Here is a 26,505-nt window from a genome sequence, read left to right as displayed (position 1 = left end):
ACCGACTACTTCCGACCGTTCCACAGCGGTATCCGACCAAATGCCGCCACAACCATCCACAAACTTAAAACCTCAAACATGATGCACTTTAGACTATTTGCAATCTTTTTGCTGCTGGTCTTCAGCAGTACGACGGTTGTATATGGCCAGACGCAGCAGGAACCGACTCTCGACATGGAGTTCTCCAACATCCCGCTCTCGGAAGCCATATCCCGGATCGAGAAGAACAGCAAGTACACGTTCTTCTACGATGCCAAGCAAACCGACCTCTCCCGGCGCGTAAGCCTCAAGGCGAAACACATGCCTATTTCAGCCGCCTTGAAGGAAATGCTCGCCTCGACAGGGCTGAACTTTACCATCACCGAACGCCAGATCGCGCTGATCCCGGCCCGCAAAACCTCCGCCACACAACGTACGATCAAAGGCGTCGTCAACGACTCGTCCGAAGCTCCGCTGGCGGGCGTGGCCGTCACGCTCGTAGGCGACAACACCCGCGGCACGGTGACCGAGGCCAACGGCAGTTTCTCGCTCCCGGTTCCCGACGCCGACGTGACGCTCGACTTCACCTACCTGGGCTATGTCGGCAAGAAAGTCGCCGTATCGGCTTCACAAAACAACGTGAAGGTCTTCCTGACGGAAGACGCCGTGAATATGGAGGATGTCGTGGTCGTAGGTTACGGAACCCAGAAGAAAATGAACCTCACGGGAGCCATTGCCACGGTGGATGAAAAACAGTTGCAGAACCGCTCGGCGCCCTCGGTGGCCCACATGCTCCAGGGATCGGTTCCGGGCCTTACGATCTCGACCTCGTCGGGTCGTCCGGGCAACTCCGCCGACCTCAACATCCGCGGTATCACCTCGATCAACGGCGGTTCGCCGCTGGTGCTGATCGACGGAGCCGAAGGCGACCTGATGAAGCTCAATCCCAACGACGTAGCTTCGATCTCGGTCATCAAGGACGCCTCGGCCGCAGCCATCTACGGAGCCCGTGCGGCATTCGGCGTGGTGCTCGTGACGACCAAGAGCGGCGACACCACGGGCAAGACCCGCATCTCGTACAGCGGCCGCTGGGGCTGGAACGAACCCACCACCTCGACCGACTACGAGACCCGCGGTTACTACTCGGTCTACGTCAACGACCTGTTCTGGCATGCAGATGCGGGAACCAACTACACGAACTACACCGCCGACGACATGATGGAACTGTGGGCCCGCCGCAACGACAAGGTGGAACATCCCGACCGCCCGTGGGTCAAGATCGACCAGCGCGACGGCCGCGACACTTATGCCTACTATGCCAACTTCGACTGGTATCACTACCTGTTCAAGGACGAGCATCCCAACACGAGCCACAGCATTTCGCTTTCGGGCGGCAACTCGAAGGTGAAATACATGCTTTCGGGCAACTATTACAGCGAGGAGGGTCTCTTCCGCCAGGATCCCGACCGTTTGCAGCGTATCAACTTCCGTTCGAAGATCTCGTTCGACATCAACAAGTGGCTGAAGATCAGCAACAACACCAGCTACTACAACTATCAGTACTACTATCCCGGCCCCTCGGGTGTCAATACGGCATTCTCGCTGGGCACGGTACACGGTCTGGCCTCGATGATGCCCTACAACCCAGACGGCACGAGCGTCTACTACACCTCGCTGTCGAAGTACTCGATCATGGACGGTCTGCCCACGATCATGAACAAGGGCGGACACTACAACAAGGACAAGACCGACAACATGTCGACCACCACGGAACTGACCTGGACCCCGGTCAAGGGGCTGGAGATCAAGGGTAACTTCACCTACATGTTCAACACCCAGCACAACGTCAACCGCCAGGTCAACACCGAATACTCGCAGTATCCGGGCGAGGTGAAAACCCTTTCGTCGGGCAGCCGGTTCGAGGACAAGCTCTACGAAAAAACCATGATGCACAACTACTACCAGGCCAACATCTACGGTACGTTCAACCGCACCTTCGCCCAGGATCACAACTTCAAGGCGATGGTCGGTTTCAACTGGGAGACCAAGTTCCTTAAGGATGTCTCCGCAACGGGTTACAACCTGCTTTCCGAAACGCTGATGGACCTCAACCTCATAGGCCAGGACGCCGACGGCGACAAGCGCATGGAGGTAGGCGGCGGTCAGAACGAATACGCCCTGATGGGCTTCTTCGGCCGCCTGAACTACGACTACAAGGGCAAATACCTCGTCGAGGTAAGCGGCCGCTACGACGGTACGTCACGCTTCAAGCGCGGACATCGCTGGGGCTTCTTCCCCTCCTTCTCGCTGGGATGGCGCATCTCGGAGGAGGCCTTCTTCGACGGCATCCGCGACCAGTTCAACAACCTCAAACTGCGCTACTCGTACGGACAGTTGGGCAACCAGAACGTCGGCTACTACGATTACATCCGTCAAATCTCGATCGGCAACCAGAGCTACCTGTTCGGCGGCAACAAGCCCGCCACGGCGACCATCTCGGCTCCCGTAGCCTCGAACCTCTCGTGGGAAACGAGTATTCACAACAACTTGGGTGTCGACATGAGCTTCCTGAACAACCGTCTGGCCTTCTCCGCCGACTTCTACATCCGCGACACGAAGGACATGCTCACCGAGGGCGTCGCCCTGCCGGCCACCTACGGCGCAGACTCGCCGAAAATGAACAGCGCCGACCTGCGCACCAAGGGTTACGAACTCTCGCTCAACTGGCGCGACGAGTTCCAGCTGCTGCGCCGCCCGTTCTCGTACAGCGTGACGGTGACTTTCAACGACTACGTCACCAACATCACCCGGTACGACAACCCCGACCGCACCTTCGCCAAGAAGTACTACGAAGGCATGCGCTGGGGCGAAATCTGGGGCTACCGCATCGGAGGCCTGTTCGCTTCGGACGAAGAGGCCGCCAACTACCCCGTCGACCAGACGAACGTCAACAACCGCATCAATGCCGCGGCCGGATCGGAGCGCGGCCTGCATGCCGGTGACCTGAAATTCCTCGATCTGGATGGCGACAACATGATCTCCATCGGCAAAAACACCGTCGACGATCCGGGCGACCGCGAGATCATCGGCAACAGCCAGCCGCGTTTCCAATACGGATCGACGCTCAGCATGTCGTGGGCCGGCATCGACTTCTCGATCTTCTTCCAGGGCATCGGCCGCCGTCACTGGTATCCGAAAGCCAACACTATCGCATTCTGGGGGCCCTATGCCCGCCCCTATGCAAGCTGGATGCCCCGCGACTTCCACACCCAGTACTGGACCGAGGAGAACCCCGACGCCTACTTCCCCCGTCCGCGCGGCTATGTGGCCCTGTCGGGCACCAACCGCGAGCTGACGGCCACCAACGACCGCTACATGCAGAACATCCGCTACTGCCGCCTGAAGAACCTCACGGTAGGATACACGCTGCCCAAGAAATGGACCCGCAAGGCGCTGATCGAAAGCCTGCGCATCTATTTCACGGGTGAGAACCTCGCCACCTGGTCGCCCATCCACTCGGACTACATAGATCCCGAAATGGCTGCCATGAACGACGAGATGCGCACCTACCCCTGGCAAAAAACCTATATGTTCGGTGTAGACATCACCTTCTAACCGTTTAAATGAGAAGAGAATGAAAAAGATTCCATTGATACTGATCGCGAGCTGCGCCCTGACGCTTTCGTCGTGCGAGGACTGGCTCGACAAATACCCGCTGTCGAAGATGTCGCCCGAGACCTTCTTCTCGAACGAAAACGAATTGCAGGCCTTCAGCAACAAATTCTATACGGCGTTCCCGAGCGACGGACTCTACAACGAGTACTGGGACAACCTGATCCACAGCGACCTGCCCCAGGAAATGCGCGGCGGCCGCACGATCCCGGCATCGGGCGGCGGCTGGACCTGGACCGGCCTGCGCGACATCAACACGCTGCTCGAATATTCGGTCAACTGCAAGGACACCGAGGTCCGGACGCGCTACGACGCCCTGGCCCGCTTCTTCCGCGCCTACTTCTACTTCGAGAAGGTGAAACGCTTCGGCGATGTGCCTTGGTATGCCAAGCCCCTCGGTTCGGCCGATCCCGAGCTCAAGCGCCCGCGCGACCCGCGCGAATTCGTCATGCAGCGCATGATCGAGGACATCGATTACGCCATCGCCCACCTCTCCACCAAACGCGACCTCTACCGCATAACGAAGTGGACGGCCCTGGCTCTCAAATCGCGGTTCTGCCTCTTCGAGGGAACCTTCCGCAAATACCACAAAATCGACGGCTACGAGCACGACTGGAAATGGTATCTCGAACAGGCCGCCGCTGCCGCCGAAGAGTTCATCAGCAACAGCGGTTACGGTCTCTACACCGAAAGTGGCGCCAAGGAGGCCTACCGCGACCTGTTCGTATCGGAGGAGGCGCAAGGCATCGAGGTCGTGCTCGCCCGCGATTACAGCAGGAGCCTCAGTGTATTCCACAACAGTACGTTCTACTCGCTGAACACTTCGTACGGCCGCCCGGGCATAACCCGCAAGATCGTCGACAGCTACCTGATGGCCGACGGTTCGCGCTTCACCGACCGCCAGGGCTGGCAGACGATGGAGTTCAAGGATCAGTGCACCAACCGCGATCCACGCCTCGAACAGTCGATCCGCACGCCGGGATACACGCGTATCGGTTCGACGAAAAAGGAAGTGCCGAGCCTGTCGACCTGCATGACGGGATACCAGCCCATCAAGTTCGTCGCCCCGACCAACTTCGAGTCCGACGGCTACAACCTCTCGTACACCGACCTTCCGATCATCCGCTCGGCCGAGGTTTACCTCAACTACGCCGAGGCCAAGGCCGAAATCGGAACCCTGACGCAGAATGACATCGACCTGACGATCAAGAAGCTGCGCGACCGTGTAGGCATGCCCAACCTCGATATGGACGACGCCAACGCCAACCCCGACCCCTACCTGTCATCCGCAGAGACGGGCTATCCGAACGTCAGCGGAGCCAACAAGGGCGTCATTCTCGAAATCCGCCGCGAACGCAGCATCGAGCTCCTGCAGGAGGGACACCGCTATTACGATATCATCCGTTGGAAAGAGGGTAAGACCTTCACCCAGCCGCTGCGCGGCATCTACATCCCCGAGGGAACCAAGGAGTACGACCTCGACGGCGACGGAACGCCCGACATTTACCTCAAGAGCAAAGGCGAAACCCCCTCGACCAAAGCTCCGCTGGTGATGGAGATCGACCAGGACATCTATCTTTCGGAGGGCAGCTACGGCTATATCGCCCCCCACAAGAACAATCCGGGCGAATGGAACGAGGCACGGGACTACTTCTACCCGATCCCGACCAACGACCGCTCGCTGACCGGCGGAGCCCTGACTCAGAACCCCGGCTGGAACGACGGGCTGGACCTCTGATTTCGAAACAGATAACTTTAAAACACGACAAAAATGAAACATACGATCAAAAAATACCTGACAATCCTGCTGCTGCTCGGACTCAGCTGCAAGGTAACGGCATGCAGCAGCGACAAACCGTTCGACGAAACCGAAATCCCGCCCCACCTGAAACCCGGCGAAGGCGAGAAGCCGGATGTGGACTACTACCCGAAAAACGAGGGTACGACGCGCCTGGTGAGCTACAACGTCGGCATCTTCTCCAAATACACCGACAGCTACCAGATGGTCGCCGACATGATGACCGAAGCCAAGGCCGACCTCGTGGGTATCAGCGAACTGGACAGCTGCACGGTGCGCACGATGCGCGTCTTCCAACTCAAGAAGTTCGCCGAACTGATGGGAGAGGACTGGAATTACAGCTTCTTCCGCGCCATGGCCTACCAAGGCGGCGCCTATGGCGACGGCATCGTCTGCCACGAGAAACCCATCCGAACGTTCTCCGTTGCGCTGCCCAAGGGCGACGGAGCCGAGCCGCGCGTGATGGTGGTCGCCGAGTTTGAGAAATACGTATTCGCCACGACCCACCTCGACCACGTATCGTCGCGCTCGCAGCTGGAGCAGGTAGCACAGATCAACAAGGCCATCGAGCAGGAGTTCGCCGCGTCGAAGAAGCCGGTCTTCCTGGGCGGCGACTTCAACGCCCGTCCCGAAACCACTACGCTGACCAAACTGAAGGAGGAATGGAAGGTGCTGAGTCCTCACGGGGAGAACGACTTCACCCACTCTTCGCAGAAGCCGAACAAGTGTATCGACTACATCATGCTGTGGAAAGGCAACGACGCCAAGTGCGAGGTGATCAGCACCAAGATCATGAACTCGTTCCGCAATGGCGACATCAAGCAGGCATCGGACCACATCCCCGTAATGGTCGACGTCAAATTCTAACACGGACACGAACCCTAAAACCAACCGATTATGACACGACATACAAAACTCCTCACCCTTACGGCCGCCCTGCTCGTCGCATTGGTCGGCTGCAAGGACGACGACGGACCGGTGGTAAAGGAGGCTGCCGTACTGGGTATTCAGAACGCCTATTCGACCGACGCACAGGTGATTTCGCTGGAAAGCCCCAAGAAGCAAACCGTCAACATCCGTGTCGCCGCCGAGCAGATCAGCGGCAACTATGTCACCGTAGTGCTCAAGACCGCTCCCGAGCTGGTCGACGTCTACAACAAGGCTCACGGAACGTCCTACAAGCTCTGCCCGTCGGATGCCTATACGTTCTCGACCGACGAGGTGATGCTGCCCCGCTACAATACGCTTTCGACGACGATAAAGGTGGAGTTGCAGAGCCTGCGCATGCCCGACGAGGAGGCCTACCTGCTGCCGATCGCCATCGACTCGATCAAAGGCGATCCGCGGGCCACGATCTCGGAGACCGGCAACGTCCATTACATCCTCTTCAACAAGACCGTCAAACCGGGACCGCCCGCTCCCATGCTGCTCGACCGCAACAACTGGAAACTGCTGGCCTCGCCCAAGGCGAAACCCGGCTATGAGGTCAACAAGATGTTCGACGAGGACATCAACACGTTCGGTTACTGCAACGCCGACGAAGAACAGGCCAATCCGCCCTACGACTTCGTCCTCGACCTGGGGCGCGAGGTGACCGTGCGCGGTCTCCAGTTCTCGCAGCGCTACATGACCACGGGCAACCCCGAGGCCGGCGCCCGCTACGGAATCGCCCACCTCGAAGTCTGGACCGCCAAGACGATCACCGGCGACGGTCTGGGCGCCGAGAACGACCAGAACTGGACCTACCGGCAGGAGTATCGCGACTACAGGACCGATCCCGAGACTCCGCTGGATCCGCTTGCCGTGGTTATCGACCCGATGCTCGAAGATTACCAGCACGCTCGTTATATCCGCTTCCGTATCAATATCAGCTATACGAACAAGACCTACAACCCGACTTTCCGGGGCTGGTGCATCGCTGAACTGAACGTATGGGGCAATAACGAACTGCTCGAATAATCCGCGTTCTTACCAAAAGCCTGCGGGAATGATCCCGCAGGCTTTTGTCATTTCCGGCCAACCCGACTCCGGGCGGGCATCGGAACGAAACAGGATGCCGTACCCGGGCGGACGCCGGGATGCCGGACAAAGCGGGCCCCGGACCGGAAAAACCGCCGTCTTGCAACGGCCGGGCATACGGAAAACTGTTTTATATCGCCAAGATTCATTATCTTTATGTACCGATATATGCAATAAAGACCCGCACATGTCAGACAACGAACGTGATATGGCCCTATGGCTGCAACTCAGACGGGGGGGGGAAATCACCGCCTTCCGGGAGTTGTTCGACCGCCACTATGCGCCGTTGTGCCGCTTTGCCGAATTCTGGCTCCGCGACCGTACATCGGCCGAAGAGGTCGTGCTCGATGTCTATACCTATCTCTGGCAGCACGCCGCAGAGTTGCAGATCACCGTTTCGGTGCGCGCCTACCTGTTCCGCGCCGTGCGCAACCGGGCGCTCAACCGCCTGCGCGACGATCGTTTTTCCTACATTCCGTTCGATGAACTGGGGGAGATTTTCGCCGGTCCCGACGAATTGCGGATCGAGACCGACGAGATCATGGAACTCGTGGCCGAAGCCGTCTCCCAACTGCCCGACCGCTGCCGCGACATCTTCCTCAAAAGCCGCCGGGAACAACTCTCGAACGCCGAAATAGCCGCCGAAATGCAAATTTCCGTCAAGACCGTCGAAGCGCAGATGAGCAAGGCGCTGCGGCGTCTGCGCAGATTGCTCCACAAGGAATGACCCGCTGCACCCCGCAATGAATAAAAAACGGAAAACGTGCGGCTTTTCCGTTTTTTTTCTACCTTTGTCCGATATGGAACGCACTGCAATCTTCCCCGGGTCGTTCGACCCCTTCACGCGCGGCCATGCGGCATTGGTGGACGAAGCGCTGAATCTTTTCGACCGTGTGGTAATCGGCATCGGCAACAATACCTCCAAACAAGGACTGCTGACCGTCGAAAACCGCAAGCGGCTCATCGACGATATCTACCGCGACGAGCCGCGTGTCGAAGCGCTCGTCTACACCGGATTGACCGGTGAATTCGCCGAGGAAACGGGAGCCTGCGCCATCATCCGCGGCGTGAGGAACACCACCGACTTCGAGTACGAGCGCACGATGGAGGCCACCAACCACCGGATTTATCCCGAGATCACGACCGTCATGCTGTTTACCCCCTCGCCCGTGGCCGACATTTCGTCGTCGACCGTGCGCGAGGTGCTCTCGTTCGGACGCAACGTGGAAGAGTTCATGCCCATAGGAATAGATATTAACAAATACCTGTAATTATGATGGAATTTACAGCCGAAATGATCGCCGGGTTCTTAGGCGGCGACGTTGTCGGCAACAAGGACGCCAAGGTACACACCGTCTCCTCGATCGAGGAAGGCAAGGCCGGTTCGCTGGCCTACCTCACGAATCCCAAATACGAACCTTTTCTCTACACCACGGAAGCGTCGATCGTACTCGTCAACCGTTCGTTCACTCCCGCGCAACCCGTGGCCGCGACGCTCGTCAAGGTGGACGACGCAGGCGCCTGCATCCTGAAACTGCTCGAGATGTACAACGCCGCGAAACCCCGCCGCACGGGAATCAGCGACCGCGCATCGGTTTCCGAAAAGGCACAGGTCGGCGCGGAGTGCTACATCGGCGATTTCACGGTCGTCGAAGAGGGCGTCACGATCGGCAAAGGCTGCCAGATTTATCCACAGGTCTACCTGGGACGCGGCGCGAAAGTCGGCGACAACACCACGCTCTACCCCGGCGTCAAGGTCTACGAAGGCTGCGTCGTCGGCAACAACTGTATCCTGCACGCAGGGGCGGTGATCGGCGCCGACGGATTTGGCTTCATGCCCAATCCGTCGGGTGGATTCGACAAGATTCCCCAGTTGGGCAACGTGGTGATCGAAGACGACGTGGAGATCGGCGCAAACACCTGCATCGACCGCGCCAAAACCGACTCGACCGTCATCCGCCGCGGCGTGAAACTCGACAACCTGATCCAGATCGGACACAACGTCCAGATCGGCGCAAACACCGTATCGTCGGCACAGACCGGCATTGCCGGGACTTCGAAAGTCGGCAGCAACTGCTTCCTGGCAGGACAGGTGGGCGTCGCCGACCACGTGACGATCGGCGACCGCGTAAAGATCGCCTCCAAGAGCGGCATCGACAAGAACGTTCCCGACGACCAGGTACGCATGGGCTATCCCGCACTGCCGGGGCTTCAGTACCACCGCGCATCGGCTGTTTTCAAACGCCTGCCCGAATTGGCGCAGCAGGTCCGCGACCTGGAAAAACAACTCGCAGAACTCAAAAACAAACAATAGCGATGAAAAAAATCCTGATCCTCGCAGCAGCAGCCGTCGCGCTGTGCAGTTGCGGCAACAAAAACAAGTATGCCATCGAAGGTAAGATCGAAGGAGCCAACGGCATGGTCTACCTCTTCGACGAGGAGGACAATATACTCGACTCGGCAACCGTCGCGAACGGGGCATTCCGCATCGAAGGCATCGCTGAGAACCCGCAGGTAGCCATCCTGCGCGACGCACGCGACGACGGAGCCACGTTCGGTGCAATGCTGATACTCGAACCGGGCACGATCACCGTAGCCGACAACGCGGAGACCCCCTACCGCAAGCAGGTGAAGGGCACTCCCGCCAACGACGCCAGCGACGCCTATGCGGCGGCCGGCAACGCACTCGTCCAGGAGTTCCGCGATCCGAACACCACCGACGAGCGCCGCGAGGCCATCGAAGAGGAATACAACCAGCTGACCCGTACGGTCATGGAGCAGAACCGCGAAAACCTTTTCGGGGCCATGCTCCTCGCACAGCAGTTGGGCTACGAACTCTCGGGACAGGAACTGCTCGACGAGATCGCCAAATTCCCGGCAGCCATACAGCAGAACACCGTGCTCGTGAAACTCAAGGAGAACGCCGAACAGAAGATAAAGACCGACATCGGCCAGCTGTTCATCGACATCGTGCAGCCCGATGCCGCCGGCGAGCAGGTATCGCTCGAATCGGCGGTTAAGAATCCGGCGAACAAATATGTCCTGCTCGACTTCTGGGCTTCGTGGTGCAGCCCCTGCATGGGCGAGGTTCCCCACCTGAAGAAGACTTACGACGAATTCCACCCGAAGGGTTTCGAAATTTACGGCGTATCGTTCGACCAGAACCGCGAAAAGTGGCTGGCCGCCGTCGACCAGAACGGCATGAACTGGCTGCACGTCAGCGAGGTGAAAGGCTTCGACAACCAGGCCGCAAAGGATTACGCCATCCAGGGCATTCCGTCGAACTTTCTGATCGACGCCCAGGGCACGATCGTCGCCAAAAACCTGCGCGGCGAGGCGCTCTACGAGAAAGTATCGGAGCTGCTGGCCCAGTAAACCTTCAGATAATCCGGCCCCTCCGTTCCGTTCCATCGGGAGGGAGGGGCTTTTAATTCGACAGATGGCAAAGACCGATTCATACCGCATCATGGGCATCGACCCCGGCACGAACTACATGGGTTACGGCGTATTGGAGGTCGAGGGCCGCACCGTGCGCTCGGTAGTGCTGGGCGACATCGACCTGCACAAACTCCCCGACCCCTACGCCAAACTGCGCTACATTTTCGAACGCGTGGGAGCGCTGGTGGACGAGTACGCCCCGCGGGAAGTGGCGCTGGAGTCGCCGTTCTTCGGCGAGAACGTGCAGTCGATGCTCAAACTGGGCCGGGCCCAGGGCGTGGCGATGGCGGCGGCGCTGAGCCGCGGCATCGACGTATTCGAATACGCCCCGATGCGTATCAAACAGTCGATCACGGGCCGCGGATCGGCCGCCAAGGAGCAGGTGGCCTCCATCGTCTGCCGCACGCTCACCATCGACCAGCCGCCCAAACGGCTCGACGCCACCGACGGCATGGCTGTCGCCCTGTGCCACTACTTCACCACGGCGAGCCCGCTCAACGCCGCGCTGGGCAGCGAGCGCGTGAAGGGGCTCGGAGGCGGCAAAAAAGCGGCCTCGAAAGGCGGTTCGCAAAGCTGGGAGCAATTCCTGAAAAAGAATCCCGACCGGGAGATCAAATAAAACCAATCCAAAACTACCTGCCATCATGAAAAACCTTCTGACCGCTGCCCTCGCCACCGCCCTGCTATGCAGTTGCGGAGGCGCAAACTACACCATCACAGGCCGCTACGAACTGCCTCCGGGCGACTCGGTCTATCTGCGGGCTTCCGACAACACGGTGCTCGCCGCGGGCATCGTGGACGCCGACACGACCGTTTCGCTGAAAGGGACCGTTACAACCCCGGAAATGGTCTTCCTGGCCAACCGGAACGGAACCAATGATCCAGCCTGGATCTTCCTCGAACCCGGAAAAATCCGAATCGAGAAATACGATCCCGCATTCGGCTACGTCGTCTGCGGAACACCGCTCAACGACCGGAAAAAAGCATTCGACGAAGCAATGTCCGCTTTCGGAGACAAACTCCGCAAAGGCTCTCAGGGACAGTCACTCGAAGCGATCCTGGCCGAGATGAATGCACTCTATGCCCAAACCGTAGACGCCAATCTCGACAACGTTTTCGGAGCCTGGGTCTTCAACAGCTACGAATTCCAGAACATCAAGGACAATCCCGATAAGGTCAAAACCCGCCTGGCGCAATTTACATCCGAGATGCAGGCACATCCGATGTTGAAAAAATCGATAGAAGTCTCCCAAGCCACCGCACAGAGCGCCGTCAGCCAACCCCATAATACCGTCGGCTATCCCTATACCGATTTTTCCTGTAAAAACGCCGCTGGTGAGACCGTTGCGCTTTCATCACTCGTCGGTCCCGGCCGCTGGGTGCTGCTCGATTTCTGGGCTACTTGGTGTCAACCCTGCATGCAGGAGGTTCCCCATCTGAAAAAGGCATACGAAGCCTATAAGGGAAAAGGATTCGAAATTTACGGCGTATCGCTCGACAAGGACCTGACCAAATGGAGACAAGTCGTCGAAGACAAAGGCTTGAACTGGATCAATGTAGCGAAGGAAAAAGGCGGAGGATTCGATCCCACCGCAATCTACAACATCAGCTCCATCCCCTCAAACTTCCTGATCTCACCCGAAGGCAAAATCGTAGCGAAGGACCTGCGCGGCGAACATCTCGAAGAAAAACTCGCAGAAGTATTCAAATAAAGACTTTCCGATGAACAGAATTTTCCCGACAATCCTCGCCGCTGCGACGCTATCCGGCTGCGGAGGCCCCAACTACACCCTTTCGGGCAAAGCCGGCCTCGCCCCGGGCGACACGCTTCGCCTGTGCTCGCCCTACGAGAACGACTCGGTGCTGGCCGTTACGGTCGTACGCAGCGACAGCACATTCCGCATCCGCGGATACGTCGCCGAACCGACGATCGCCAACCTGATGCACAACGACCGCCGCATCGGGGCCCCGATCCTGCTCGAAGCCGCCGACATCCGGCTCGAACCGACAGGGGACGTACGCGACTGGCAGTTCACCGGAACACCGCTCAACGATGCGTTCAACGCCATGAACGCCGCCCAGGTATCGCTCGGCAACATCATGCAGGCGATGGAAAACGAACCGGACACTCCCGAACGGAAGCAGCGTCTCGACTCGCTGAGTCGGATTTACCGCCAGATTCCCGGCGATGCGCTCGAAGCCAACCGCGACAACCTGCTGGGCGCATTCCTCTATTCCCGGCGCGCCGATGCGGACCCTGCAAAGGCCCGGGAACGGCTTGCGCAATTCCCCGACGAATTGCAGCACCACCCCGTGCTGGAGAGTGTGCGGCGGCAGATCGAAGCCATCGAGCGTTCTTCCGTCGGCCAGCCCTACATGGACCTCGCACTGAAAAACGCTGCCGGGGAGACGGTGACACTCTCGTCGCTCGTCGGTCCCGGCCGCTGGGTGCTGCTCGACTTCTGGGCTACATGGTGCGGTCCCTGCTGCCGCGAGATTCCGCATCTGAAAGAGGTTTACGACGCATTCAGCGATCGCCGATTCGTGATCTATGCCGTATCGATCGACCACGACACGGCACGCTGGCAGCAGTTCGTCTCCGAAAACGAACTTCCGTGGACGAACGTGCTGTCGCCCGGCGGAGGCAAGCAAAGCCCCGCCGCCGAAATGTACGGCATCCGCTTCATCCCGTCGAACTTCCTGATCTCGCCCGAAGGCGTGATTGTCGCCAAAAACCTTCCCGGCAAGCAATTGCAAGCCCGGTTGGAGGAATTAATGAAATAACGGCATCTGACTGATAATCCGGCCGATGAGTTTCTGACAACCGGCCGGATTATCATTTTTATTAAATTTTTTGAGCAATTATTTGCGTGTTTCGGATTTTTGCCCTACATTTGCAATCGCAATTCGGCACCGTAGCTTAATTGAATAGAGCATCTGACTACGGATCAGAAGGTTACAGGTTTGAGTCCTGTCGGTGTCACTCTTAAAATCAACCACTTACAGCAATGCAGGTGGTTTTTTTGTAAAGGGAGCATAGCTCAGTTGGTTTAGAGCGCCTGCTCGACAAGCAGGAGGTCTGCGGTTCAAATCCGCATGTTCCCACCGATGAAAACAAGCGACTTGCCTACATGACAGGTCGTTTTTTTATTCGTGGGCGTCCGGGCGTTTTTACAGCGGAATCCGGAATTGGTTTCAACCCATGTGCAAACCGGCCCCGATGAGCACGACAGGCGAAGCAATGCCGGCGTATTGTCCCCGATACGAGATACGGTTTAACGACGATTCGCCCGAACAGCACCGAGCACCTCTCCGGAATGATGGCAAAAGCGGTTATGCGACTGCTTTTTCGCGGACCGCCGCGCCGGAATACACCTCAAATTCCGGGATCGGCGCTATTTCACCTCCGATTTTTTCCGTTTCACCCCTCCGGGACCGGATAATCGGATGAAGAGCCGTAATTTTATGTCCCGAAGCCCGTTTTGCTACCGGGAGCCGATGGCAAAACCGCTTTTTATCGTATCTTTGCATACGACTTTCCAACGCAAAACCTGACTCTCGCAATGAATAAGAAAAAGAAATGGATCATCACAGCCATTGTTCTCGTGGTATTCTGCCTGGCATTGGGACTCTATAACCTGCTTGGCGACAAAGGTTCCGCATCGTCGGCCGACGCCGATGCGCCGATCGCCCCCCGCAGGCAGAACACACTCAACGTCAACGGTCTCGTCATCCGCCCCGAGCGGCTTACCGACGGCATCACCACGGTGGGCAACCTGCTGCCCGACGAGGAGGTAGACCTGTCGTTCGAAACCTCGGGCAAGATCGTGGCGATCAACTTCCAGGAAGGAACCGTCGTCCGCAAAGGCGAACTGCTGGCCAAGGTAAACGACCTGCCGCTGCTGGCCCAGCTCTCGCGTTACGAAGCGCAGCTCAAGCTGGCCGAGGACCGCGTTTACCGCCAGAGCGCCCTGCTCAAAAAAGACGCCGTCAGCCAGGAGGCCTACGAACAGGCCCGCACGGAACTGGCGATGCTCAACGCCGACATCGCCATCGTGAAATCGAACATCGCACTCACGGAACTCCGCGCGCCGTTCGACGGCGTGATCGGCCTTCGAAACGTCAGCGAAGGCGCTTACGCCTCGCCCAGCGTCGTGGTGGCCAAGCTCACGAAGATTTCACCCCTGAAGATCGACTTCTTCGTCCCGGAACGCTACGCCAACCAGATCAAGGCCGGAACGCGGCTCTCGTTCACCATCGAAGGACGCCAGGAGCGGTTCGAAGCCGCAGTTTACGCCACCGAATCGAAGGTCGACGTAGCCACCCGTACGCTGGCTGTCAGGGCCCACTACCCCAACACGCGGGGCACGCTGCTGCCGGGACGCTTTGCGACGGTGCAGATCCGCATGCACGAAATTCCCGACGCCATCGCCATCCCGACCCAGGCCCTCGTACCGGAAATGGGCGTCGACAAAGTATTCCTCTACAAGGGAGGCAAAGCACACACCGCCGAGGTGAAGACCGGGCTGCGGACCGATTCGAGCATCCAGATCATCGACGGACTCAGCGTCGGCGACACGCTCATCACTTCCGGCACGCTCCAGTTGCGCGAAGGCCTTCCCGTCAAACTCGACACCGTCGAATAACCCCGCCGCCGCATGAACATTTCCGAACTGAGCATACGGAGGCCCGTCCTGGCGTCGGTGCTGACGATCATCATCCTGCTATTCGGCTTCATCGGATACAGTTATCTCGGCGTACGCGAGTTCCCGAGCGTCGACAACCCGATCATCTCGGTAACGTGCTCCTACCCGGGCGCCAATGCCGACGTAATCGAGAACCAGATCACCGAACCCCTCGAACAGAACATCAACGGCATCCCGGGCATCCGCTCGCTGTCGAGCGTCAGCAGCCAGGGCCAGAGCCGCATCACCGTCGAGTTCGAACTCTCGGTAGACCTCGAAACCGCCGCCAACGACGTGCGCGACAAAGTCTCGCGCGCCCAACGGTTCCTTCCCCGCGACTGCGATCCCCCGACCGTAACGAAGGCCGACGCCGACGCTTCGCCCATCCTGATGGTCACGATCCAGAGCGACAAACGCTCGCTGCTCGAACTGAGCGAAATCGCCGACCTGACGGTCAAGGAGCAGTTGCAGACCATCAGCGACGTGAGCGGCGTGCAAATCTGGGGTGAAAAACGCTACTCGATGCGCCTGTGGCTCGACCCTGCGAAGATGGCCGGCTACGGCATCACCCCTACCGACATCAAAAACGCCCTCGACCGCGAGAACGTCGAACTGCCCTCGGGTAGCATTGAAGGCAACACCACCGAACTGACGATCCGCACGATGGGCCTGATGCACACCACGCAGGAGTTCAACGACCTGGTGGTGCGCGAGGATGCCGACCGCATCATCCGCATGAGCGACGTGGGACGCGCCGAACTGGGCCCGCAGGACACGCGCAGCTACATGAAGATGAACGGCATTCCGATGGTGGGCGTCGTCGTGATCCCCCAACCGGGCGCCAACCACATCGAGATCGCCGACGCGGTTTATTCACGCATGAAGACCATGAAGAAGGACCTTCCGGACGACGTGGTGACTTCCTACGGATTCGACAACACGCGCTTCATCCGCGCATCGATCAACGAGGTGAAGGATACCGTTTACGAAGCCTTCATCCTGGTGATCATCATCATCTTCCTCTTCCTGCGCAACTGCCGCGTGACGCTGATCCCCTGTATCGTGATCCCGGTGTCGCTGATCGGAACCTTCTTCATCATGTACATCGCAGGCTTCTCGATCAACGTGCTGTCGATGCTGGCCGTGGTGCTCTCGGTGGGACTGGTCGTCGACGACGCGATCGTGATGACCGAAAACATCTACATCCGCATCGAACGGGGCATGACGCCCCGTGACGCCGGCATCGAGGGGGCCAAGGAGATCTTCTTCGCGGTCATTTCGACCTCGATCACGCTGATCGCCGTCTTCTTCCCGATCGTCTTCATGGAGGGTATGACCGGACGCCTGTTCCGCGAATTCAGCATGGTGATTTCGGGTGCGGTCGTCATTTCGACCTTCGCGGCGCTTACGATCACCCCGATGCTCGCCACCAAACTGCTCGTGCGGCAGGAGAAGAAAAACTGGTTTTACAGCAAAACCGAGCCCTTCTTCATCGGGCTCAACAATTTTTACAGCCGGACGCTGGCCTCGTTCCTGCGCCGCCGCTGGCTGGCCCTGCCGCTCGTCGGCCTGATGGTCGGCCTGATCGGCTGGCTGTGGAGTTCGATCCCGGCCGAGATGGCCCCGCTCGAGGACCGTTCGCAGATTTCGATCAACACGCGCGGCTCGGAGGGCGCCACCTACGAATACATCCGCGACTACACCGAAGATATCAACCGGCTGGTCGATTCGCTCGTGCCGGAGGCCGAGTCGGTAACGGCCCGCGTGTCGAGCGGCTCGGGAAACATCCGCATTGCCCTGACGGACATCTCGACCCGCGAGCGGTCGCAGATGGAGATTGCCGAACAGATCTCGGCCGCCGTGCGCACCAAGACCAAGGCCCGCGCTTTCGTCCAGCAACAGAGCACCTTCGGCGGCCGCCGCGGACGCATGCCCGTGCAGTATGTGTTGCAGGCCACCAGCCTCGAACGACTGCAGGAGGTGCTGCCCGAGTTCATGCGGCAGGTCTACGAAAGCCCCGTGTTCCAGATGGCCGACGTGGACCTCAAGTTCAGCAAGCCCGAGGTACGCATCGAGGTCAACCGCGACAAGGCCAACCTGATGGGCGTTTCGACGCGCAATATCGCCCAGACGCTCCAGTACGGGCTCAGCGGCCAGCGCCTCGGTTACTTCTACATGAACGGCAAGCAGTACGAAATCCTGGCCGAAATCAACCGCCAGCAGCGCAACAAGCCCGCCGACCTGCGTTCGATCTACGTGCGCAGCGACAAGGGCGAGATGATCCAGTTGGACAACCTGATCTCGATGGTCGAGAATGTCGCACCGCCGCAGCTCTACCACTATAACCGGTTCATTTCGGCCACCGTATCGGCCGGACTGGCCAAAGGCAAAACCATCGGACAGGGCCTCGACGAAATGGACCGCATCGCCGACAAGACCCTCGGCGACGACTTCCGTACGGCGCTTGCCGGCGACTCGAAAGAGTTCCGCGAAAGTTCGTCGAGCCTGATGTTCGCCTTCATCCTGGCCATCCTGCTGATCTACCTGATCCTCGCGGCACAGTTCGAGAGTTTCAAAGACCCGCTGGTGATCATGCTCACCGTGCCGCTGGCCATCGCCGGAGCGCTGGTGTTCATGTGGGGCACAGACCAGACGATGAATATTTTCAGCCAGATCGGCATCATCATGCTGATCGGACTGGTGGCCAAGAACGGCATCCTGATCGTCGAGTTCGCCAACCAGAAACAGGAGACCGGACTGGACAAGATGCGGGCCATCGAGGAGGCTTCGCTCCAGCGCCTGCGCCCAATCCTGATGACCTCGGCCTCGACCATCCTGGGCCTGCTGCCGCTGACCGTCGCCACGGGAGAAGGCGCCAACGGACGTATCGCCATGGGCATAGCCGTCGTGGGCGGCATGGTGGTCTCGACGCTGCTGACGCTTTACATCGTCCCGGCCATTTACAGCTACGTCTCGACGGACCGAATCAAGCAATCGAAAAAAAACGACGCATGAAAAAAGCATTTTTAGCGGCCCTGCTGCTGGGAATCGGCAGTGCGGCCGGAGCGCAGGAGGTGCCGTCGAACCGGGAGGCATCCACTCCGCTCTCGCTGCGCAGATGCCTGGAAATCGGGCTGGAACAGAACTACGACGTGCGTATCGTGCGCAACGACGAACGCATCAGCGACAACAACGCCACGGCGGGCAATGCCGGAATGCTGCCGACGGTCGACCTCTCGGCCGGATATACGGGCGCACTGGACAACGACCGCACCACGACCCCGCGCGACGGGAACGCCTCGACCGAAAACAGCGTCTACGACCAGACGGCCAACGTGGGACTGGCGGTAAACTGGACGCTGTTCGACGGATTCCGCATCCGCACCAACTTCAAGCGTCTGAAGGAGATGCAGGAGATGGGCGCGCTGAAAACGCGCATCACTATCGAGGACTTCATGGCCAACCTCACGGCCGAATATTACAACTACATCCAGCAGACGCTGCGCCTGGAGAACTTCCGCTATGCGGTCTCGCTTTCGCGCGAGCGGCTGCGCATCACCGAAGCGCGCGTCCAGGTCGGCAGCTTCTCACGCCTCGACCTGTTGCAGGCCCGCGTCGATTTCAACGCCGACAGCTCGAAGTACATGTCCCAGCACGAACTGGTGACCTCCTCGCGCATCCGTATCAACGAACTGCTGGCCAACGAGAACCTCGCCGAAAAGTTCGTCATCCCCGACTCGGTGATCCGGGTCAACGCCACGCTCGACTGGAACGACCTGCTGGCCAAAACCCTTTCGGCAAACGCTTCGCTGCTGATGGCCGGGCATGACAGTTCGCTGGCCGAACTGGACCTGCAGAGCATCAAATCGCGCAACTATCCCTACGTAAACCTGACGACAGGCTACGGCTATACCTACAACCGCTACGGCTCGGGAGCGAATCTCTCCCGCGGAACGCTCGGGCTGAACGCCGGGGTGAAGGTAGGCTTCACGATTTTCGACGGCAACCGCCGCCGCGAGCAGCGCAACGCCCGCATCGGCGTCGAGAACGCGCAGTTGACGCAGCAGCAGTTGGAACAGTCGCTGCGTGCCGACCTGGCGAACTTCTGGCAAGCCTACCGCAACAACCTCGAAGTGATCCTGCTCGAAAAGGAAAACCTGATCGCCGCCAAGGAGAACTACGAGATCGCCATGGAGCGTTACCTGCTGGGCGTCCTGCCGGGCATCGAGATGCGCGAAGCGCAGAAGAGCCTGCTGGATGCCGAAGAACGCATCCTCACGGCACAATACAACACCAAGCTGTGCGAAATCTCGTTGCAGCAGATCAGCGGCAACGTCATGGTCTATCTGGAATAACAGGCTGCTGCCCGAACGGAACCGTATTTCTTATTCCGCCACGGGGCCTGCTTCCATCATATCCTTCGTGCCAATGTGAATCAGTTTGATTTCCGGAAATTCGGGAACGGAGAACCGAACGTCGGCGAAAATTTCCGCTCGGGGAAGCCGGGTCCCCTCGATTTCAATCACGCATTTGCCGTCGGACGACCGATATACCGCTTTGTAGGTTTCGGCTTCGGGAATCTCGATGCCGGTCATTTTGGCAAAATATTCGCGTACCTCGTATTCATCGTCCGCAATCAGATTGAATTCGCCCTCCTGATATTCGCTCATCTTGTTGGCTGCCACATTTCCATCCGCGTTATACAGATTTTCGCGGATAAACCCGATAACCTTTTCTTTCGGGAATCCGGGGGTGTCATCGTTCTTATCCGAACAGGAAAAAATACCCCCTCCCACGAAAACCATCAGGCACAGCAATGCCGACCACTTACCGAATACGCAACTTTTCATATTTAATCCGTTTTTGAATGAGTTTCCGCCCGATTTCCAAATCGTTATTGGATACAATATACTAAATAATCCCGACATCAGCCCGAAGTCAGTCATTTATTTATTTTCCTATGGAAATTTGTTTTATTGGAAAATAAATCATATCTTTGCATCGTTATTGATAGAGAACAATTGAAAAGACGATGAGAAAACTGCTTTTTACAGCCTTTGCGCTTCTGGCATTCGCAACCGGGAGCCATGCACAGGAAAACAACAAAAAAACGACAAATATGAAAACGATTGCAATGACCAAGGCCGACTTTCTGAAGAAGGTAGCCGATTACGAAAAAAACTCCCAGGAGTGGAAATATCTGGGTGACAAGCCCGCACTGATCGACTTCTACGCTTCGTGGTGCGGTCCCTGCAAGGCCCTCGCCCCGGTGCTCGAAGAACTGGCTGCCGAATACGGAGACCAGATTTACATCTACAAGATCAACACCGAGGAGGAACAGGAACTGGCCGCAGCGTTCGGCATCCGCTCGATCCCCACGCTGCTGTTCATCCCGCTCGAAGGCAAACCCCAGATGGCCCAGGGCGCAATGCCCAAGGATTCGCTCAAGGAGGCTATCGACAAAGTAATGTTGGGTAAGTAATGGCACTGACGGTCGACGCCGGGCTCTGTCCGCAAAACCACCGCTGTCCGATGATCGGAATCTGTCCGGCGGGCGCGATCTCCCAGACGGGAAACGCCCTTCCGCAGATCGACCCGGAAAAATGCATCGAATGCGGCAAGTGTATGAAACACTGCGGAAAGCAAGCGGTATATAAAGTGAAGACAGATGACTGACCTTTGCAGAATCCGCGACCTGCAACGCGCCGTACACCAGTTCGAAGCCGCGTTTGAAAAACGCTACGGCATCTGCCTGAACGAAGGCATGACGCTGTGCAGCCTCTCGAAAACCGAGCGCATGTGCCCGGGAGAACTGGGCGAACTGCTGGGCCTCACGCCCTCGAACACCTCGAAGGTGCTCCGCTCGGTGGAACTGAAAGGATTGGTGGTCCGTGAACTCTGCTGCAAGGACCGGCGCCAGATGTACTACTCACTTACCCAAAAAGGACACGAACTACTCGTATCGGTCTGCTGCCGGGAGGTAGAAATGCCTCAAATCCTGCGCGACTGGATCGACGGGTAGAACGTGACGCAACTAAACACAGCAAACGGCTGTCTCGAAAGGGACGGCCGTTTGTCATTTCAGGGCGCAGACCGGCTATTCGAGGAAATGGTTCTCGTCGTTGAAGGCCGCTGCGAACTCGCTGAGCGACTTGAGGTGGCGGCGCTGCATCGCCACAGCCCCCTCTTCGTCCTTCTCTCGGACGCAGCGCAGCAGTTCGCGGTGCTCGAAGCAAACCTCTTCCTGCGGGACCGTGCAGACGCGGTAACGCTGGTAGTAGCGCAGCACGTCGGGCGTAATGACCAACAGCATCGATGCAATCACGGGATTGTGGGCCCCGCGGGCCAAGGCCTGGTGGTAGGCGAAATCCTTCGAAACGCGCTCGTCGGTATAAAATTTCGCCTCGCACTCCAGCAATGCCTGCTCGATGAGTTCCAGATCCTCGTCCGTACGGTTACGGGCGCAGAGCTTGATGGCCTCGGCTTCGAGCAGCACGCGCACGTAGACCAGCGACGCGAAGTCGTACTGCTCGATCTGGAGCGCATCGGTAATCAAGCGTTCGAGCACCTGCATCTTCTCCTGCGCGACGACCGTGCCGCTCTGGGGAAAGGTCTGGACGATGCCGTAAAATTCGAGTTTCTGGAATGCCGCACGCACATGGGCCCGGCCCACACCCAGCATGTCCGCCAGCCGCCGCTCGGCAGGGAGGCGTTCTCCCGGCTGCAATTGCCCGGAATAGAGCTGATGCTTAATGTATTTCAGGACGGTTTCCACCTGTTTGATGTTCGGCGAGTTATTCATAAAATAAGGATTTGCAGCACAAAGATCGTAAAAAAACCAATTAAACCAAATAAATCCGTCTTTTTCATACACGCCCCGGACGCCGTTTACCGCCCCGAAGGCCCGGAATTTGAAAAAAATTGAAAAAGTTGTCATACTTTTCGGCATGCCGCGCATTCAATAGCGTATACCTGAAGCAAACAGGGTCTCAACAGAAAGATGAACAATTCAGAATTACTGGAGCATTGGATCGGACTTTTCATCAAACACCTCAGCGGCACGCTCGATGAAAGCGAAGCCGCCGAATTCGATGAACTGACCCGTGATCCGCATTTCGAAGCGCTCCGCGAACAGTTGCAGGACAGCGGCTACCTGGCCCGGCGTATGGCAGAATACGACCGTTACAACGGACGGGAAGCCTTCGGACGCTTCCGCACGGCGGCCGGCATCCAAAAACCTGCCGGCTCGCTGCGCCGCTGGAGCATCGCCGCCACGGGCGTAGCCGCCGCCGTTGCACTGGCCGCAGGCGTGCTGCTCGCCACCCGCACGAGCGTGCCCGACCAGCGCACCCGAACGCTGCAACTGGCCGATGCCATTTATCCCGCTCCCGACAAAGTGACGCTGACGCTCGCCGACGGGCGTAAAATGGTGCTCGACGAACAGGTCGAGCAGCAGATCGAGGGCGTAGGGCGCATCAGCTACGGCGCCGAAGGCGTGAAATACGAAGCGGCCCCGGAGGTTGCCGAGGAGGCCCCGCAGTACAACGAACTGTCGGTCCCCGAGGGCAGCAAATGCCTCGTCACGCTCGAAGACGGAACCCGCGTATGGCTCAACGCCCGTTCGACGCTCCGCTACCCGGTGAAGTTCACGGGCGGCGAACGCCATGTGGAGCTGAACGGCGAAGGCCTGTTCGACGTGACGCATAACCCCGAACGGCCGTTCGTCGTGAAGGCCGGGAAGACCACGATGACCGTCCGCGGTACGAAATTCAACGTCCGCGACTTCGCCGGGGAGAGCCTGGCAAGCACGACGCTGCTGGAAGGGTGTGTCGAGGTGGGCAACCAGAGCGGCACGGTGACCCTCGAACCGGGCATGCAGTCCCAGACCCGCGGCGCGGCCGACCCGCTCACCGTGCGCGAGGTCGACGCCGGAACCTATGCAGCCTGGACGCAGGACAAACTGGCCTTTTACAGCGCCGACCTGGAGGAGGTGCTGACCGACATCCGCAGTTGGTACCGCGTCGAGACGCAGGTCAACGTCAACCCTGCGGAGTACACGCTGACAGGCAAGATTCCGCGCGACTACTCGCTGGCGAAGGTGATCGAACTGCTCGAAACCATCACCGACCTCGAACTGGTGATGCCCGACGAAAACACCCTGATTGTAAACAAACGACCATAAAATCACTTTAACTCAAACTGTATGATACGAAAAGGCCTATTCCTCGCGTGCGCCCTGCTCATTCCGGCGCTCCTTCTGGCAGCCAAGCCCGCCAAAAGTAAGGGAAAGAAAAAAAACAAGACCGAGCAGGCGGACACCACGTCGAAAAAGAAGGTGACCGATTATGAAAAACTGTTCAAGGACAAGAAGTGCCAGACTGTCAAAGGCCTGCTCACCCTGCACAAAGTCGACGGCGAGAAACTCTATTTCGAGCTGCCGATGTCCGTATTCGGACGCGAAATGCTGCTGGGATCGACCGTTTCGGAGATCAGTTCCAACGACCACGGCGTGATCGGCTACAAGTCGAGTACCCCGCTGCATGTCACCTTCACCAAGCAGGGCAAGGGCGTCCAGTTGTGCCTTGTCAACGACATATACAGCGGCGACGAGCAGGACCAGGGGATCAAAGAGGCCGTACGCCGTTCGTCGATCCCGGGCATCTACCGCGCCTTCAAGATCGAGGCTTACAACGCCGACTCGACGGCCGTGGTGATCGACGCCACGAACCTCTTCATGGAGGACAACAGCGACCTGTCGCCGTTCGACCCGTACAGCACCTTCGGGTACAAACCCTTCACGCGCTCGACCTCGTTCCAGAAGTCGAACAGCCACCTGGGCGACATCAAAGCCTTCGACGACAACGTGACCGTGAAGAGCTACCTGAGCTACACGACGACCGTCACCTATTCGAACGGCCCCGTCATGGGCAAGATCGAGGATAAGCGCGCCTTCACCGCCCTGGTGACCCGCACGCTGCTGCTGCTGCCCGAAGAGCCGATGCGTCCGCGCATCGCCGACCCGCGCATGAACATCTTCGTAACGGGCAAGGCCCGCTTCTCGGCCAATATGAACCGCGGTACGCTGCCCGTTTATTATGCCCGTCACTGGCGCGTGGAGCCCAAGGACGTGGAGGCTTACAAGCGCGGCGAACTGGTGGAACCGGTGAAACCCATCGTTTTCTACCTCGACGACAACCTGCCCGAAGCCTGGAAACCCTACGCAAAGGAGGGTATCGAGGAGTGGAACCACGCCTTCGAGAAGATCGGCTTCAAGAACGTCGTGCAGGTGCGCGACTACCCCACCAAGGAGGAAGACCCCGAATTCGATCCGGACAACCTGAAATATTCGTGTATCCGCTACGCGCCGATCGCCATCCAGAACGCCATGGGTCCCTCGTGGGACGATCCCCGCACAGGTGAGATCATCAACGCTTCGGTAATGGTTTACCACGACATCGTCAAACTGCTCAACCGCTGGCGTTTCCTCCAGACCGCAGGCGCCGATCCCAACGTCCGCACGATGAACATCCCCGACTCGATCATGGGCAGCGCCCTGCGCTATGTGCTCTCGCACGAGGTGGGCCACTGCCTGGGCTACATGCACAACATGTGCTCGTCGGCCGCCATTCCCATCGACTCGCTCCGCTCGCCTTCGTTCACGCAGAAATACGGTACAACCTACTCGATCATGGACTACGCCCGTTTCAACCACGTGGCACAGCCCGGCGATTACGAGCGCGGCGTCAGCATGATGCCTCCCCGCATGGGCGTGTTCGACGAATATGCCGTGAAGTGGCTCTACACCTACCTGCCCGACGCCAAGACTCCCGAAGAGGAGCAGCCCTGGCTCGACAGCCTGATCCGCGTACATGCCGCCGACCCGATCTACCGCTACGGCAAGCAGCAGGTTTACAACACGCTCGACCCGACATCGCTGTCGGAGGACCTCGGCGACGACCTGGTCCGCGGTGCGGAGTACGGCATCAAGAACCTCAAGTTCATCATGAAGCACCTGAACGAATGGTACGGCGAGGACGACAATGACCTTACAGCACGTCAGGCGATCTACATGTCGCTGCTCAACCAGTACCTGACCTTCGTTAGCCACGTCTACAACATCAAGGGCGGTATGATGATGAACGAGCGCAAGGCCGGCGACCCGCGTCCCTCCTATTCGTTCGTCGACGGCGACTACCAGCGCCGCGCCCAGAAGTTCCTCGTCGACCAGCTCCACGACCTCGACTGGATCGACGATCCCGCACTGCTCAAGGAGCTGCCCCTGCAGGGCAACCTCTCGGTACGCGTACAGCGCCTGCTGGTGTCGTTAATCACCGCAGACAAAGGCAGCTTCGGCCGCATGATCGACCCCGCCCGCAACGCATACACCCAGTCGGAGCACTCCGACGACGCCATGAAGGGCATCTTCCGGAACACCATCCAGGGCCGGAGCACCACGCCGCGCGACCGCAGCAACCAGAACACCTATGTGGACTTCCTGCTGATGATCACGCGCCTGATGCCCCAGTCGGGCAGCGGCTCGGCAAAATCGCTGGCCGACGACCAACGCGGCTTCGGGTTCAGCCCCTCGATCGACGAGAACGGCTGGAACATCAACACCGGCGGACTCTATGCCGAAGCGATGGAAGGCGAAGACATGCTCACCAGCCTGGAACGCCAGATGGAAGCGCAGTTGTTCAACGCCCCCGAGGAGATCAGCGGCTTCGGCTACTTCCGTTCGCTGACCGAGTCGCTCACTCCGCGCGACGCCATGTACTACGCACGCCTGATCCAGGTCCGCGACCTGCTGCGCCAGAAGCGTTACACGGGCGATCAGGACACGCGCAACCACTACGAACTGTTGCTCCACCGCATCGAAGGTGCTTTACAGTAGTTTAACTCAAAACAGCGATCCGA

General features: G+C 58.7%; 21 protein-coding genes and 2 tRNA genes. 21 read left to right on the top strand and 2 right to left on the bottom strand.

Going from position 1 to position 26,505, the window contains the following annotated elements:
* The first annotated feature begins 78 nt into the window (after window positions 1–78).
* From KG007_RS10080 to KG007_RS10005, 16 genes are all read left to right on the top strand, one after another.
* The gene (locus KG007_RS10080) at window positions 79–3,594 is read left to right on the top strand and encodes a TonB-dependent receptor (RefSeq protein WP_195461166.1); all 3,516 of its coding nucleotides are present in this window, start codon (window positions 79–81) and stop codon (window positions 3,592–3,594) included.
* 19 nt (window positions 3,595–3,613) lie between these two features.
* Entirely contained in the window at window positions 3,614–5,389 is a 1,776-nt protein-coding gene (locus KG007_RS10075) for a RagB/SusD family nutrient uptake outer membrane protein (RefSeq protein ID WP_213348598.1), read from the top strand.
* A 33-nt stretch (window positions 5,390–5,422) separates the two neighbouring features.
* Window positions 5,423–6,316, top strand: coding sequence for an endonuclease/exonuclease/phosphatase family protein (locus tag KG007_RS10070; RefSeq protein WP_213348596.1), 894 nt, complete (start codon window positions 5,423–5,425; stop codon window positions 6,314–6,316).
* 30 nt (window positions 6,317–6,346) lie between these two features.
* Entirely contained in the window at window positions 6,347–7,408 is a 1,062-nt protein-coding gene (locus tag KG007_RS10065) for a DUF1735 domain-containing protein (RefSeq protein ID WP_195461163.1), read from the top strand.
* Window positions 7,409–7,655: 247 nt separating this feature from the next.
* Window positions 7,656–8,195: an RNA polymerase sigma-70 factor gene (locus tag KG007_RS10060; RefSeq protein WP_249413305.1), complete on the top strand. Its 540-nt coding sequence runs from the start codon at window positions 7,656–7,658 to the stop codon at window positions 8,193–8,195.
* Between the two features lie 73 nt (window positions 8,196–8,268).
* Window positions 8,269–8,739 carry a pantetheine-phosphate adenylyltransferase gene (gene coaD, locus KG007_RS10055; protein WP_195461162.1) on the top strand — a complete coding sequence of 157 codons (471 nt, stop codon included), beginning with the start codon at window positions 8,269–8,271 and terminating at the stop codon, window positions 8,737–8,739.
* A 2-nt stretch (window positions 8,740–8,741) separates the two neighbouring features.
* A complete protein-coding gene (gene lpxD, locus KG007_RS10050; protein ID WP_213348594.1) occupies window positions 8,742–9,782 on the top strand; it encodes a UDP-3-O-(3-hydroxymyristoyl)glucosamine N-acyltransferase in 1,041 nt (346 codons plus the stop codon).
* Between the two features lie 2 nt (window positions 9,783–9,784).
* On the top strand, window positions 9,785–10,843 hold the full coding sequence (locus KG007_RS10045; protein WP_213348592.1) for a TlpA disulfide reductase family protein: 1,059 nt from the start codon (window positions 9,785–9,787) through the stop codon (window positions 10,841–10,843).
* Between the two features lie 91 nt (window positions 10,844–10,934).
* Window positions 10,935–11,525, top strand: a complete 591-nt coding sequence (gene ruvC, locus KG007_RS10040) for a crossover junction endodeoxyribonuclease RuvC (RefSeq protein WP_195461327.1) — start codon at window positions 10,935–10,937, stop codon at window positions 11,523–11,525.
* Between the two features lie 25 nt (window positions 11,526–11,550).
* Window positions 11,551–12,618, top strand: a complete 1,068-nt coding sequence (locus KG007_RS10035; protein WP_213348590.1) for a TlpA disulfide reductase family protein — start codon at window positions 11,551–11,553, stop codon at window positions 12,616–12,618.
* A 10-nt stretch (window positions 12,619–12,628) separates the two neighbouring features.
* Window positions 12,629–13,690, top strand: a complete 1,062-nt coding sequence (locus tag KG007_RS10030) for a TlpA disulfide reductase family protein (RefSeq protein WP_213348588.1) — start codon at window positions 12,629–12,631, stop codon at window positions 13,688–13,690.
* Between the two features lie 125 nt (window positions 13,691–13,815).
* Window positions 13,816–13,889, top strand: a tRNA-Arg gene (locus KG007_RS10025).
* Between the two features lie 47 nt (window positions 13,890–13,936).
* Window positions 13,937–14,011 (top strand) — tRNA-Val (locus tag KG007_RS10020).
* Between the two features lie 458 nt (window positions 14,012–14,469).
* Window positions 14,470–15,552, top strand: a complete 1,083-nt coding sequence (locus tag KG007_RS10015) for an efflux RND transporter periplasmic adaptor subunit (protein WP_195461147.1) — start codon at window positions 14,470–14,472, stop codon at window positions 15,550–15,552.
* Window positions 15,553–15,564: 12 nt separating this feature from the next.
* Window positions 15,565–18,606 carry an efflux RND transporter permease subunit gene (locus tag KG007_RS10010; RefSeq protein WP_213348586.1) on the top strand — a complete coding sequence of 1,014 codons (3,042 nt, stop codon included), beginning with the start codon at window positions 15,565–15,567 and terminating at the stop codon, window positions 18,604–18,606.
* Complete coding sequence (locus tag KG007_RS10005; protein WP_213348585.1) at window positions 18,603–19,946, top strand: TolC family protein; 1,344 nt, start codon at window positions 18,603–18,605, stop codon at window positions 19,944–19,946. Before KG007_RS10010 ends, KG007_RS10005 begins: the two co-directional genes overlap by 4 nt.
* Before the next feature lie 30 nt (window positions 19,947–19,976).
* On the opposite strand, the gene KG007_RS10000 is transcribed toward KG007_RS10005, so the two are convergent.
* Complete coding sequence (locus KG007_RS10000) at window positions 19,977–20,537, bottom strand: hypothetical protein (RefSeq protein ID WP_213348583.1); 561 nt, start codon at window positions 20,535–20,537, stop codon at window positions 19,977–19,979.
* 86 nt (window positions 20,538–20,623) lie between these two features.
* On the opposite strand from KG007_RS10000, the gene trxA reads away from it, so the two are divergent.
* The 3 genes from trxA to KG007_RS09985 are packed head-to-tail and all read left to right on the top strand — an operon-like array spanning window position 20,624 to window position 21,613.
* On the top strand, window positions 20,624–21,073 hold the full coding sequence (gene trxA / locus KG007_RS09995; RefSeq protein WP_195461144.1) for a thioredoxin: 450 nt from the start codon (window positions 20,624–20,626) through the stop codon (window positions 21,071–21,073).
* Window positions 21,073–21,267 (top strand): 4Fe-4S binding protein, encoded by a 195-nt coding sequence (locus tag KG007_RS09990; protein WP_195461143.1) that lies wholly within the window; start codon window positions 21,073–21,075, stop codon window positions 21,265–21,267. The genes trxA and KG007_RS09990 overlap by 1 nt, the downstream gene beginning before the upstream one ends.
* Window positions 21,260–21,613 carry a MarR family winged helix-turn-helix transcriptional regulator gene (locus KG007_RS09985; RefSeq protein WP_213348581.1) on the top strand — a complete coding sequence of 118 codons (354 nt, stop codon included), beginning with the start codon at window positions 21,260–21,262 and terminating at the stop codon, window positions 21,611–21,613. The genes KG007_RS09990 and KG007_RS09985 overlap by 8 nt, the downstream gene beginning before the upstream one ends.
* 75 nt (window positions 21,614–21,688) lie before the next feature.
* Here the strand turns inward: KG007_RS09985 and KG007_RS09980 are convergent, their stop codons facing one another.
* Window positions 21,689–22,393, bottom strand: a complete 705-nt coding sequence (locus KG007_RS09980; protein ID WP_195461141.1) for a FadR/GntR family transcriptional regulator — start codon at window positions 22,391–22,393, stop codon at window positions 21,689–21,691.
* Window positions 22,394–22,591: 198 nt separating this feature from the next.
* On the opposite strand from KG007_RS09980, the gene KG007_RS09975 reads away from it, so the two are divergent.
* Together KG007_RS09975 and KG007_RS09970 are read left to right on the top strand one after the other, a co-directional pair.
* On the top strand, window positions 22,592–23,773 hold the full coding sequence (locus KG007_RS09975) for a FecR family protein (RefSeq protein ID WP_195461140.1): 1,182 nt from the start codon (window positions 22,592–22,594) through the stop codon (window positions 23,771–23,773).
* 21 nt (window positions 23,774–23,794) lie between these two features.
* Complete coding sequence (locus tag KG007_RS09970; protein WP_213348579.1) at window positions 23,795–26,482, top strand: zinc-dependent metalloprotease; 2,688 nt, start codon at window positions 23,795–23,797, stop codon at window positions 26,480–26,482.
* Window positions 26,483–26,505 lie beyond the last annotated feature (23 nt).

The organism is Alistipes montrealensis (genome assembly GCF_018362775.1).
Classification (GTDB): Bacteria; Bacteroidota; Bacteroidia; order Bacteroidales; family Rikenellaceae; genus Alistipes; species Alistipes montrealensis.
The sequence above is the reverse complement of the archived record's forward strand: the minus strand, read 5'-3'. Positions and strand labels throughout refer to the sequence as shown.